General features: G+C 50.9%; 12 protein-coding genes and 2 tRNA genes. 7 read left to right on the forward strand and 7 right to left on the reverse strand.

Annotation, left to right across the window (positions count from 1 at the left end; all coding sequences use genetic code 11):
* Nucleotides 1-82 precede the first annotated feature (82 nt).
* From tolB to JK198_RS00895, 6 genes are all read left to right on the forward strand, one after another.
* Entirely contained in the window at nt 83-1,378 is a 1,296-nt protein-coding gene (gene tolB, locus JK198_RS00870; RefSeq protein WP_212706781.1) for a Tol-Pal system beta propeller repeat protein TolB, read from the forward strand.
* A 43-nt stretch (nt 1,379-1,421) separates the two neighbouring features.
* Nucleotides 1,422-1,937 carry a peptidoglycan-associated lipoprotein Pal gene (pal, locus tag JK198_RS00875; protein ID WP_212706780.1) on the forward strand — a complete coding sequence of 172 codons (516 nt, stop codon included), beginning with the start codon at nt 1,422-1,424 and terminating at the stop codon, nt 1,935-1,937.
* Nucleotides 1,938-1,946: 9 nt separating this feature from the next.
* Nucleotides 1,947-2,726 (forward strand): cell division protein CpoB, encoded by a 780-nt coding sequence (gene cpoB, locus JK198_RS00880; protein ID WP_212706779.1) that lies wholly within the window; start codon nt 1,947-1,949, stop codon nt 2,724-2,726.
* 166 nt (nt 2,727-2,892) lie between these two features.
* Nucleotides 2,893-2,968, forward strand: a tRNA-Lys gene (locus JK198_RS00885).
* Nucleotides 2,969-3,003: 35 nt separating this feature from the next.
* Nucleotides 3,004-3,079: transfer RNA gene (locus JK198_RS00890), tRNA-Lys, on the forward strand.
* A 242-nt stretch (nt 3,080-3,321) separates the two neighbouring features.
* Nucleotides 3,322-3,807, forward strand: coding sequence for a methylated-DNA--[protein]-cysteine S-methyltransferase (locus JK198_RS00895; RefSeq protein WP_212706778.1), 486 nt, complete (start codon nt 3,322-3,324; stop codon nt 3,805-3,807).
* A 53-nt stretch (nt 3,808-3,860) separates the two neighbouring features.
* On the opposite strand, the gene zitB is transcribed toward JK198_RS00895, so the two are convergent.
* On the reverse strand, nt 3,861-4,826 hold the full coding sequence (gene zitB, locus JK198_RS00900; protein ID WP_212706777.1) for a CDF family zinc transporter ZitB: 966 nt from the start codon (nt 4,824-4,826) through the stop codon (nt 3,861-3,863).
* Between the two features lie 272 nt (nt 4,827-5,098).
* Between zitB and aroG the strand changes: the two genes are divergently transcribed.
* Entirely contained in the window at nt 5,099-6,154 is a 1,056-nt protein-coding gene (gene aroG / locus JK198_RS00905) for a 3-deoxy-7-phosphoheptulonate synthase AroG (RefSeq protein WP_212706776.1), read from the forward strand.
* 72 nt (nt 6,155-6,226) lie between these two features.
* Here aroG and gpmA read toward each other — a convergent pair whose 3' ends face one another.
* The 6 genes from gpmA to JK198_RS00935 form a co-directional block, all read right to left on the reverse strand.
* Nucleotides 6,227-6,979: a 2,3-diphosphoglycerate-dependent phosphoglycerate mutase gene (gene gpmA, locus JK198_RS00910; protein WP_212706775.1), complete on the reverse strand. Its 753-nt coding sequence runs from the start codon at nt 6,977-6,979 to the stop codon at nt 6,227-6,229.
* Between the two features lie 152 nt (nt 6,980-7,131).
* Nucleotides 7,132-8,163, reverse strand: a complete 1,032-nt coding sequence (gene galM / locus JK198_RS00915; protein WP_212706774.1) for a galactose-1-epimerase — start codon at nt 8,161-8,163, stop codon at nt 7,132-7,134.
* Nucleotides 8,139-9,305, reverse strand: a complete 1,167-nt coding sequence (gene galK, locus JK198_RS00920; protein WP_212706773.1) for a galactokinase — start codon at nt 9,303-9,305, stop codon at nt 8,139-8,141. Before galK ends, galM begins: the two co-directional genes overlap by 25 nt.
* A 1-nt stretch (nt 9,306) precedes the next feature.
* Nucleotides 9,307-10,350 carry a galactose-1-phosphate uridylyltransferase gene (gene galT, locus JK198_RS00925; protein ID WP_212709899.1) on the reverse strand — a complete coding sequence of 348 codons (1,044 nt, stop codon included), beginning with the start codon at nt 10,348-10,350 and terminating at the stop codon, nt 9,307-9,309.
* 213 nt (nt 10,351-10,563) lie between these two features.
* Nucleotides 10,564-12,045 (reverse strand): molybdate ABC transporter ATP-binding protein ModF, encoded by a 1,482-nt coding sequence (gene modF, locus JK198_RS00930; protein ID WP_212706771.1) that lies wholly within the window; start codon nt 12,043-12,045, stop codon nt 10,564-10,566.
* Between the two features lie 95 nt (nt 12,046-12,140).
* Nucleotides 12,141-12,914, reverse strand: a complete 774-nt coding sequence (locus JK198_RS00935) for a TOBE domain-containing protein (RefSeq protein WP_212706770.1) — start codon at nt 12,912-12,914, stop codon at nt 12,141-12,143.
* Nucleotides 12,915-12,997: the final 83 nt, after the last annotated feature.

A 12,997-nucleotide genomic window follows, 5' to 3' on the forward strand; every position in this document is an offset into this window, starting at 1 on the left:
AAGATAGTCGTTCTTTTATCAGACAATTTATCGGAATTTATACGAATTATCATGAACACTGAGTTCAGATAAGGGAGAAAAGATGAAGCATGCATTTCGTATAACCTTGGGTCTTTTTTTATTGTTATGGACCGTAGTCTCACAGGCTGAAGTACGCATCGAAATCACCCAGGGGGTCAATACGGCTCGTCCGATAGGCGTAGTTCCTTTTCAGTGGGTGGGAACAGGTGCAGCGCCAGAGGACATCGGTGGTATCGTGGCAGCTGATTTACGCAACAGTGGAAAATTCAATCCATTAGATCGTAGTCGCCTGCCTCAGCAACCGACAACTGCACAAGAGGTTCAGCCTGCAGCATGGTCTGCGTTGGGGATTGATGCTGTTGTGGTCGGTCAGGTTCAGGGGAATGCAGATGGCAGCTATCAGGTATCGTATCAGCTGGTGGATACCGCCGGGGCTCCGGGCACCGTACTTTCTCAGAACTCGTACAAAGTGACCAAACAATGGTTGCGTTATGCGGCCCATACTGCCAGTGACGAAGTATTTCAGAAACTGACAGGTATCAAAGGAGCATTCCGTACCCGTATCGCTTATATCGTTCAGACCAATGGTGGCCAGTATCCATGGGAACTGCGTGTTGCCGATTATGATGGCTACAACCAGTTTGTCGTGCATCGTTCACCGCAACCATTAATGTCCCCGGCATGGTCACCGGATGGCAGTAAACTGGCCTATGTTACGTTTGAAACCGGCCGTTCTGCACTGGTGGTCCAGACCCTGGCGAACAGTGCGATACGTACTATCGCTGATTTCCCACGACACAATGGTGCACCGGCCTTTTCTCCGGACGGGACCAAACTGGCATTTGCTTTATCCAAGACCGGCAGCCTGAATCTTTATCTGATGGATCTGGCGTCGGGGCAGATTCGCCAGCTGACAAATGCGCGATATAACAGTACAGAACCGACATGGTTCCCGGACAGCCAGTCTCTGGCGTATACTTCGGATCAGGCGGGACGTCCGCAAATTTATAAAATCGGTATTAATGGTGGTACACCACAACGTATTACCTGGCAAGGCAACCAGAACCAGGATGCGGATGTGGCCCCGAATGGGAAATTTATGGTGATGATCAGTACCGCAAACGGTGCTCAGCACGTCACTAAACAGGATCTGGAAACGGGAGCCGTTCAAACATTAACGGACACGTACCTGGATGAGACGCCAAGTCTTGCACCTAACGGCACAATGGTTATCTATAGCTCTACTCAGGGTTACGGGTCCGTCTTGCAGTTGGTTTCGACCGACGGGCGTTTCAAAGCGCGTCTTCCGGCGACTGACGGACAGGTGTCATCACCTGCCTGGTCTCCGTATCTGTGATGCATGTGTAAATATGTATGGCAAACTATAATAGGATTTTGAAATGCAACTGAATAAACTGCTGAAAGGGTTAATGCTTGCTCTGCCTGTTCTGGCTGTAGCAGCTTGTAGCTCACATAAAAATGATAATGATAGCGGTGCAACTACCGGTGCAGACAGTGCATACGGTAATGGCGCTAATAGCGGCAATATGTCTTCTGATGAGCAGGCACGTCTGCAAATGCAGCAGCTGCAGCAGAACAATATTGTTTACTTCGGTCTGGATAAGTATGACATCCTGCCTGACTACGCTCAGATGCTGGATCAGCATGCTAACTTCCTGCGCAGCAACCCTTCATACAAAGTGACTATCGAAGGTCATGCGGATGAACGTGGTACACCGGAATACAATATTGCACTGGGTGAACGTCGTGCTAATGCAGTGAAAATGTATCTGCAAGGTAAAGGCGTCGCCGAAGATCAAATGTCTATCGTATCTTACGGTAAAGAAAAACCTGCAGTACTGGGTCATGACGAAGCCGCCTGGGCTAAAAACCGTCGTGCCGTACTGGTTTACTAAGAGAAGAATATGATTAGTAACTTCAGACTTCATACCCTGAGTCTGTCGTTACTGATTGCTGTAGCGGCCGTTCCGGCCGCTCATGCTCAGGCGTCAATCAGTAGCGTTGGCTCTGGCTCGGTAGATGACCGGGTCACCACCCTTGAACGTATTTCGAATGCACAGGCACAGTTACTGCAACAACTGCAACAGCAACTCAGTGACACCCAGAATGATATTGACTCATTGCGTGGTCAGATTCAGCAAAACACCTATCAGCTTAGCCAGGTTACTGAGCAGCAAAAGCAGCTTTATCAGCAAATTGATGCGCTGAGTAGTAATAATTCTGCGTCTGCAACGGCTGCCGCGGCAACCAATGGGGCTGCCAGTACCGCTAACACACCGGCGACAGAAGCCGCGTCAGGTACCCAGTCAGGTGATGCAAACAGCGAGTATAATGCAGCTGTTGATTTGATCCTGAAGCAGAAAAAGTTTGATCAGGCGATCACTGCAATGCAGGCGTGGGTGAAAAAATATCCGGATTCTACTTATCAGCCTAATGCAAATTACTGGCTGGGCCAGCTTTACTACAATAAAGGTCAGCTTGATGATTCTGCCTATTATTTTGCGACCGTAGTAAAAAATTATCCTAAATCACCAAAAGCACCTGAGGCATTATTTAAAGTGGGTGTGGTTATGCAGGATAAAAAAGATACTGATAAAGCCAGGGCTGTTTTCCAGCAAGTGGTAAAACTTTATCCCGCAACAGCATCTGCCAAAGCTGCACAAAAAAAGCTGGCGGAAGGCTAATTACCGATGATTTGACCAGAAATCGTTTCATTTCTGGTCTTACAGGCTGAAAGGTAAGCAGTCAGTTAGTTTTTTTTAAATAAGAGTTGCGCTACCCAGTTAAATCAGTAATATATGCCGCCGTTGCCGGGTGATAAACAAATTGCATTCGGCAATGGTAAAAGAGGGGTCGTTAGCTCAGTTGGTAGAGCAGTTGACTTTTAATCAATTGGTCGCAGGTTCGAATCCTGCACGACCCACCATTCATTAAGAATGCTATCGCAAAAAATTCCCGTCAGGGTCGTTAGCTCAGTTGGTAGAGCAGTTGACTTTTAATCAATTGGTCGCAGGTTCGAATCCTGCACGACCCACCAGTTTCCAGAGAAAAGCATCCGTAAGGGGGCTTTTTTCGTTTCAGCTCTCTGATTATCCCGCCGCGGATGAAAGCCTGCCGCAGGGTCAGGTTATCCTCTGAGCCCTTTGCCTGGCCGCCCGCTGTACTTACTGGCGGTTTTCGGCGATCAATAAAAAATACCCCTATGTCCGAAAAACGGCAATAAGTTTGCTGTTCCGTGGCATAATCGATGCACCCTCTGTATCTCCGGAAATGATAAGCATGTACTTCTATAAATTATTACCGACGCAGGTCGGGGAGCTGACATTAATCGCCGGTGAGCAGGGACTGGCTGCGGTTGCCTGGGAAAATGAGCCCCCGGCGCGTATCAGGGCCAGACCGGAGCTGTTATCTGAGGAACATCCGGTGCTGTTACAGGCGGCAGAACAGTTAACGGAATATTTTGCCGGTGACAGGAAATGCTTTGATTTACCTTTACAGCCAGAAGGGACCTTGTTCCAGCGGCAGGTCTGGCAGGCACTGGCAGAAATTCCCTACGGTGAAACCCGCAGTTATCGGGATATCGCTGCCCGTATCGGCAGGCCAAAAGCCGTTCGGGCGGTAGGCGGGGCGAATGGCAGAAATCCGTTATCAATCATTATCCCCTGCCACCGGGTGATTGGTGCTGATGGCAGCCTGACCGGTTTTGCCGGCGGAACAACGGTAAAACAACAATTACTGCAACTGGAAGCCAGCGGTTTACGGTAATTGTCCTGAAAATCCGGCGCTACGGGGCTGCTTCCCCGGCCGCCGGTAACCGATTAATGGTGGTGTGAATGCCGCTGGTGACGATTACCAGCCGCCGCAGGGTTGTCATGGGGATGTTCTTCGTGGCTGAGCCTGCATTCAGTCTGCGGGCACAGCTGGTATTCAAGCTGTACTGTGGCATGGGATATGGAATAATGCTCATTCAGCCAGAGATGAATACGTTGCAGTAACTGATCCTGCTGATAGTCAGAAATTATCTGCACATGCAGGGTCAGCACTTTCTTTTCACCAACCTGCCAGCAATGGATATGGTGCACATTGCGTACTCCGGCAATCTGTAAGGTAAGCTGACGGGCCAGTTTATCCGTATCAACGTCTGCGGGAGTACGTTCCAGCAATTCACGTACACTTTCGCGTAACAGCCTGCAGGCACTGTTCAGAACCGGTAAACACACCACTACTGACAGAATCGGGTCAAAAGGTGTCCAGCCGGTCCGGATGATCAGCAAGGCAGCAATAATCGCCCCCGCGGATCCCAGCAAATCTCCCAGCACATGCAGTGCCGCAGCCCGCACATTCATATTCTGCTCGCCGTTCCCCTGCCGCAGCAAAAAGAAGCACAGAATATTCGCCAGTAGCCCGGCGATAGCGATCCCCAGCATCAGGCCGCCAGCTACCGGTTGCGGCGAAAAGACGCGGGCTATTGCCTCAGCGACGATAAAAACAATAATCAGCAGTAAAGCCAGTGCATTGACGAACGCGGATAACGTGGTGAGCCGCAGCATTCCGAAACTGTAGTTACGGTCGGTTTGACGGCCTGAAAAATGTGTTGCCAGTAATGCCAGAAGTAATGCAGCGGCATCTGTCAGCATATGGCCGGCATCTGCAAGCAGCGCCAGCGAACCCGACATCCAGCCGCCGATAACTTCAGCCAGCATAAAAATAACCGTCACAATAAAAGCTGCCAGTAAACGTGAGCGATTGACACTGGCAGTGTTGTGGTTGTGCGAGTGAGTCATAAAGTGATGTTAATCCTGAAAGGCTGTTCCGGTAATACTGAACAGCATTGTATAAAAAACTGTTAAATCGTGCCTGTTCAGTATGGCATAAGCCCGGAACAGGGGAGAATATATTGTATATATTTCAGCAGGTAAAAATTCACAGCTGCCACCGGATATTCACAGCAGCCACACTTATTTCTCTCTGCCGCACGGATAAAGCCGATTTACTCCGATGGCGCGGCAGGCTAGAGTAAAGGCCATGATTTCGACTCACTTCTAATGGAACCACTATGAACTATCAGAACGACGACGTAAGGATCAGGGATATCAAAGAACTGTTACCTCCGGTGGCACTGTTGGAGGCGTTCCCGGCCAGCGAGGAAGCGGCTGCAACAGTATTTCGTTGCCGTGAGGCGATCCAAAAAATTTTACAGGGACAGGACGATCGTCTGTTAGTAGTGATTGGTCCATGCTCTATCCATGATCCACAGGCCGCGCTGGACTATGCCGGGCGACTGCTTAAGCTTCGTCAGCAACTGGGCGATGATCTGGAAATTGTGATGCGGGTTTATTTCGAAAAGCCCCGCACCACCGTCGGCTGGAAAGGTCTGATTAATGATCCCGGTATGGATGGCAGTTTCCGGATCAATGACGGGCTGAAAATTGCCCGGCAACTATTACGGGATATTAACCACAGCGGGCTGCCGGCAGCCGGAGAGTTCCTGGATATGATCACCCCCCAGTATCTGGCTGACTTGATGAGTTGGGGCGCTATCGGGGCCCGTACCACCGAATCTCAGGTGCACCGTGAGCTGGCTTCAGGCCTTTCCTGTCCGGTAGGTTTTAAAAATGGCACTGATGGCACCATTAAAGTGGCAATTGATGCGATTAATGCCGCAGCAGCAGGACACTGTTTCCTGTCGGTGACTAAATATGGCCATTCCGCGATTGTCGAAACCCGCGGGAATCAGGATTGTCATATCATTCTGCGCGGCGGAAAAGTCCCTAACTACAGTGCTGAAGATGTTGAATCCGTTCGTCAGGGACTGACCGGTGCCGGGCTTAAGCCACAGATTATGATTGATTTCAGCCATGCCAATAGCCTTAAACAATTCCGCCGTCAGCTTGACGTGGCTGCGGATGTTGCCGGGCAGATTGCTGGCGGGGACCGGGACATTATCGGAGCGATGATAGAAAGTAATCTGGAAGAGGGTAATCAGAACCCGGAAGCAGGACAGCCACTGGTTTATGGTAAAAGTGTCACCGATGCCTGCATCGGCTGGGAAGCAACGGAACAGGTATTACATCAGCTGGCCACAGCGGTACGTGCCAGACGAGCGCTGTGATGCACGGATAAAAAAACGGCCGGTGAAAGTCTTCACCGGCCGCGGATTACAGGCAGATATCCCCGTAACGGATTATTTGGCTTTACCCTGGTTAGCTACCGCAGCAGCTTTAGCCGCGACTTCATCAGCATTTCCCAGATAGTAACGTTTCAGTGGTTTAAAGTTTTCATCAAACTCGTAAACCAGTGGCACGCCGGTAGGGATATTCAGTTCGAGAATTTCATCTTCGGACAGGTCATCCAGGTATTTGATCAGTGCACGCAAGGAATTACCGTGTGCAGCGATAATAACTTTTTCACCGGTCTTAATACGTGGCAGGATAGACTGCTGCCAGAACGGGATAACACGCTCAATAGTCAGGGCCAGACTTTCGGTGGTTGGTAATTGCTCTGCAGTTAATGATGCATAACGAGGGTCATGACCGGGGAAACGCTCATCACTGCGATCCAGTTCCGGCGGAGTGACCGCAAAACCACGACGCCATTGTTTAACCTGTTCGTCACCGTATTTTTCAGCCGTTTCTGCTTTGTTCAGGCCCTGCAGAGCACCGTAATGACGTTCATTCAGACGCCAGGACTTCTCAACAGGCAGCCATGCCTGGTCCAGTTCATCCAGCACGCTCCACAGGGTATGGATGGCACGTTTCAGTACCGACGTGTAGGCAAAGTCAAAATTAAAGCCTTCATCTTTCAGTAACTTTCCTGCGGCTTTTGCTTCTCCGCGGCCTTTCTCGGACAAGTCAACATCGTACCAGCCGGTAAAGCGGTTTTCCTGATTCCACTGGCTTTCGCCGTGACGTACCAGAACAAGCTTGGTTACTGCCATCGCTTAACTCCTTAATGCTCGAAAAGTTCTATGATAATGGAAACTATGCCAATGCCGGAGTCTTCATCCGGGCAGGATACAGGTTAACATAGCTGAAAACTGCAGCCTGCGTAAGTCCGGCGAAGACTCTCTGCAGGATATTTCACCGCAAATCAGACAGCATTAAACCGGTAACAGGTTTGTGTGTGCATTTTTTCACCTGCTGCCAGCCAGCAATCTGGCTGAGGCCATTCCGGATGATTGGGTGAGTCCGGCAGAAAACCGGTTTCTAAAGCAATCCCCTGATAATTTTCATAGACTCCCTGTCGCGCCGGAGTACCGGCTAAAAAATTCCCTGTATAAAGTTGTAACGCCGGTGCATCGGTAAACACGGACATCCGGAGTTTGCCATCGGCTGACCATAAACGGGCGGCTGGCTGAGAGTTACCGCTCAGGGTGTTCAGCAAAAATGCATGATCATAACCGGACGTTTTTTTCTGGTCAGCATCGGTCAGAAAATCATCGGCAACTGATTTTGCCTGGCGGAAATCAAATCCGCTACCGGCGACTGGCTGTAAATCTCCGTCAGGAATACCCTCAGCAGTTACCGGTAAATAACGATCAGCGTTTATTTGTAACCGATGCTGACGTGCATCACCTTGATTCGCATCAAGGTTAAAATAAGCATGATTAGTTAATGCTACCGGACAGGGCTGATCCGTTTCAGCCTGGTAACTGATGACCAGACTATTATCCTCTTTAAGCTGATAGCGGACTTCCGCCGTCAGGTTACCGGGAAAACCCTGATCCCCATCCGGGGAATTCAGGCGATAGATAACTTCATCGGGTGTCTGGCTGACGATCAGCCAGCGGCGGCAGCTAAAGCCCTGCGGCCCGCCATGCAGTTGATGCGGGGGCTGGTTAGCCTGCAGCTGACATCCGCTGCGTGTCAGCAACGCCTGACTAATCCGGTTAGCATAACGGCCGATACAGGCACCGAGATAGGCAGACTGGTTCAGATAGTCGGCCGGGGTGGCACACCCCAGCACCGCTTCCCGCACTGAGCCATCTTCCAGCGGTACTCTGGCGGAGAGCCAGGTCGCTCCCCAGTCCATAAAAGTGACATCCATACCGTTGGCATTACGTAACACGGTCATCCGCCAGGGCTGACCATCCGGTGCTATTGACTGGTTGCTGTGTGACATATTCCTGCCCCCTGTGATGCATGGCAAACATAAAAGGTTTCTTTAATACCCGTCTGCGGCTGGTATTGTTCAGAAACGGCCTGACGGACATCTTCAACCAATCCTACAGGGATAAGTGCCACAATGCAGCCACCAAATCCGCCCCCGGTCATGCGGACGCCTCCCCGCTCACCAATGACTGATTTCACAATATCTACCAGCAGATCAATCTGCGGTACCGTAATGTCAAAGTCATCGCGCATGGAAGCATGGGATTCAGCCATCAGATGTCCGATAGCCACTAAATCGCCACGACTCAGGGCATCGGCAGCATCAGTCGTTCGCTGATTCTCGGTCAGAATATGGCGGACGCGTCTGGCCACCAGCGGATCAATATCAGTGACCATCGCACTGAACTCTGACAGTGAGACATCCCGCAAAGAGGGCTTATTAAACAGCCGGGCGCCAGTATCACACTGCTCTCTGCGGGTATTGTATTCACTGCCGACCAGTGAACGTTTAAAATTGGAGTTAATAATCACCACCGCGGCATTGTGTGGCATCGGCACTGGCCGGGTTTCCAGTGACCGGCAATCCAGCAGCAGCGCATGGTCTTTTTCACCCAGTGCTGAGATCATCTGATCCATAATACCGCAGTTACAACCGACAAACTGGTTCTCTGCCTGCTGGCCGATCAGTGCCAGCGTAGCCGGGTCAAGGTCCAGCTGCCAAAGTTGCTGGATCATCGTCCCGACAGCGACCTCCAGAGAAGCAGAAGAACTCAGACCGGCACCCTGCGGCACATTACCGCTAATCACTAAATCCATGCCGCCAAAAGCAGGATTACGCTGATGTAAGTGTTTAACGACACCACGAACATAGTTGGCCCACAACGGGGATCGGACACTGAGTACCGGCTCATCCAGGGAAAACTGGTCACTGGCATTGTCATAGTCAGCGGCAATTACCCTGATCAGATTATCATCGCGTTTCGCACAACTGATGACCGTCTGGTAATCAATCGCACAAGGTAAAACAAAGCCCTGGTTATAATCAGTATGTTCGCCGATAAGGTTGACCCGTCCCGGGGCCTGAAAACTATGGGTGGCGGGATAACCGAAAAGGTCATTAAACAGGGTCCGGTTCTGTTGCTGTAGTAGCATGTCAGCGCGCCTCATTGAAGTGGATATCACTTACGGCGCGCATTTTCTCTGCGGCCTGTTCGGGGGTTAAATCACGTTGTGTTTCTGCCAGCATTTCATAGCCCACCATAAATTTACGCACAGTAGCCGAACGTAATAATGGCGGGTAAAAATGCGCATGCAGCTGCCAGTGCAGATTCGATTCCCCGTTAAAAGGTGCACCGTGCCAGCCCATTGAGTAGGGGAAAGAACAATGGAACAGGTTGTCATAACGGCTGGTCAGTTTCTTCAGTATCACCGCCAGATCCTGACTTTGTTCACTGTTCAGTTCGCTGAGGCGTAACACCGGGGATTTAGGCAACAGCAGGGTTTCAAACGGCCAGGCCGCCCACCAGGGGATGACCGCAATCCAGTGGCTGGTCTCGGCAACGGTCCGCTGACCGTCGGCCATTTCTCTGTTGGCATAATCAAGCAGCATCGGGGTTCCGTGCTGCTGATAATACTGCTGCTGATTTTTGTCTTCACGCAGGGCCTCATTAGGTAAAAAATTGTTAGCCCAGATTTGTCCGTGGGGATGAGGATTAGAACAGCCCATAGCTGCCCCTTTGTTTTCGAAGACCTGAACCCAGGGATATTCTTTACCCAGGACTTCAGTTTGTTCCTGCCAGACAGTCACAATCTGCAGCAAGGCACTGACGGATAACTCCGGCAGGGTTTTACTGTGATCCGGAGAAAAACAGATCACCCGGCTGGTACCGCGGGCCGCTTCATAACGCATTAACGGGTCGTCGTTTTCGGGTGCCGGCGGTGTATCGGTCATCAGCGCGGCAAAGTCGTTGGTAAATACCCAGCAACCGGTGTAATCGGGGTTTTTATCCCCGGTAATGCGCAGGTTACCGGCACAAAGAAAACAGTCCGGATCATGCGCGGGCAGTGCAGGTAATGCCGGGGTTTCCTGCGCACCCTGCCAGGGACGTTTGGCGCGGTGCGGAGAGACTAAAACCCATTGGTCAGTGAGCGGATTATAACGTCGATGCGGATGATCGACCGGATTAAATACGGACATAATATTATCCTGAGTATCATGAGTCAGGTAAGGCGAAATGCCCTGACGTTAACATAGAGAAACTATCAATATTGTGATCAGTGTGGATGAATGGAAACGTTTACACAATAGGGAAATAGCGGAAAGCAGCAGATTTATATGTGGCGATTCAGCCAGCCAGTAGCCCTGTAAAACAGGGCAGAGAGGAGCTGTCCCGCCCTGTGTGGTATAAGATCAGTGCGGAGGAAGGGGGGATTGCTGATAAGTGTAACCCCCGGATCCATCAGGGACAAAACTCAGACGGTGGGTAATACATTCAGGTGCATCTTCGGCATGGTGGGAGACAAATAATAACTGGGTATGCCCCTCGCGGATCAGAATGGTCACAAACTGGCGGATCAGTTGCCGGTTGATGGCATCCAGCCCCTGTAACGGCTCATCCAGGATGAGTATTCGCGGGTGTTTCACCAGTGCACGGACAATCAGCACCAGCCGCTGTTGTCCCCAGGACAGGCTATGGAACGGCGCATTGGCCAGTGTATTATCCATCCCCAGTAGCGCCAGCCACTCGCTGGCCAGCTGATTCTGACGATCAGATACGGACTGATACAGGCCGACTGAATCGAAAAATCCGGATAAAATGACGGTACGCACCGTTGCGCTGACACGGTATTCAAGGTGCAGACTACTGCTGACATAACCAATATGTTGCTTAATATCCCAGATTGTTTCACCACTGCCACGGCGGATACCAAACAGGGTCAGGTCATTACTGTATCCCTGAGGATGGTCTCCGGTAATCAGACTGAGCAGAGTGGATTTTCCGGCACCATTAGGCCCGGTGATTTGCCAGTGCTGGCCCGGTTCTACTTGCCAGTTCAGCCCGTTAATAATCAGTTTATCGTCCCATGAGACTTTACCATTACGTAAAATCACCGGTGACTGATCTGCCGGACAGCGTCGCTGTGTGGCCGGATCATCTGCAGCGGGTAATTCCAGGGTGGTGATTTTCTCGCTGTGGGCCAGTTGCATGATCAGTGCCTGTTGCAGAATGTCCTTGCGTGGCCCGCTATGGCTGAGTGTGCCTTCGGCCAGTACCCCGACATGATCGATAAACTCAGGAATATCTTCAAAGCGATTCAGTACCAGTACCAGTGAGGTGCCTTGCTGATGCAGCGCTTGTAACTGGCGGGTGAGGATTTGCCTGGATTCCACATCCAGGCCATCAAAAGGCTCGTCGAGTACTAATAAATCCGGCGCTGACATCAGCGTTTTGCAGAGTAATGCTTTACGTGTTTCACCGGTGGAAAGAAATTTAAACGGTCTGTCCAGCAGGTGGCGGATAGCAAACTGCTGACTCAGTTGTCGGCAACGTGCTTCATCATCCACCTCATCCATAATAATATCGCGGGTTAAGCGTCCGTTTTCACACTCATCTTCGCTGTACAGGTCCGTATTACTGCGTTGCCACTCTTTGGCGGTCAGCTGCGACAGCTGTTCCAGTGACAGACGTACAGCACGTTCAAATTGCTGACAAAACTGACCTTCAGCAACAGGCAGTTCTCCGGTGACTGCTTTAGCAAGTGACGATTTCCCGCTGCCATTCGTGCCGACAAATGCCCAGCTCTCACCGGCCTGCAGCATTAACTGTTCAATATACAGCGCCCGGTGTTTCCCCTGGCGGAACGTGCCTTGCGATATTTGCAATGATGTCATGTTTTATTCCGTTTTATGCATTGTTTTACCTTGTTGTAACTTCCGGGTAAAAACTTGTCAAACATAAGCGGAATGACAGTGATGGCCGGTGATAATTAACTGAGGCAGGCCAGCAATGCATTTTCCGGCCTGAAACTGACCTGCACCTGCTGACCGGTATAAAAATCATGGGCAGATGAGGGTAATGTAGCGCAAAGTGCTTCACCGTTATCCAGCTGCATTAAGACCTCATCACCTTCGGTACCGGAAGTAATATTACTGACTGTGGCTGAGAACCGGTTTCCTTCGGTGACCGGGCCGGTATGTATCTGTAGCCATGAGGCTTTAATCAGAACCAGTACTTCTTTATCTATCACCAGTTGCAGACGATGACTGCTGTCACGGGTAACAGATACTTCGATGCAGGTTTGCCGGTCACTGAGTAAGACACTGACAATATCAATCGGCCCTGCATGGCGGATTGCGCTAACGGTACCAAATAACTGGTTACGGGCGCTGGTCTGTAATGAAGAACGGGCAATAGCAGCCAGCAGGCTGTTCAGCGGTAAGGTTTCTTTCTGTAAATTATTAAATATCTTCTGCTGTATTTGCTCCAGCAACTGATACAACTGGAGTAATCGCAGGCCGTGGGCGGTCAGCCGGGCGCCACCGCCGCCTTTCCCCCCGGCATTACTTATTACCACCGGAACGTCAGCCAGAGCATTCATTTCATTAATGGCATCCCAGGCCGTTTTGTAGCTGATTCCGGTCAGTTTAGCCCCGTGGCTGATAGAACCCGTTTGCCGGACAGCGTCCAGTAATGTTATCCGGCGCGGGTCAGCAAACAGCGTATTACTGAGGTGGAGAGTTAAAGAAATATCAGCCTGCATAATCGTTCCTCTGTTCAGGGGGGGATCGGCAGCCGCCAGGCAGAAGCAGGTACCGGCGCATACCGGACTTCAGGTAAGAAAAC

This window comes from Tatumella sp. JGM91 (genome assembly GCF_018257575.1).
In the GTDB taxonomy this organism is placed as follows: domain Bacteria; phylum Pseudomonadota; class Gammaproteobacteria; order Enterobacterales; family Enterobacteriaceae; genus Tatumella; species Tatumella punctata.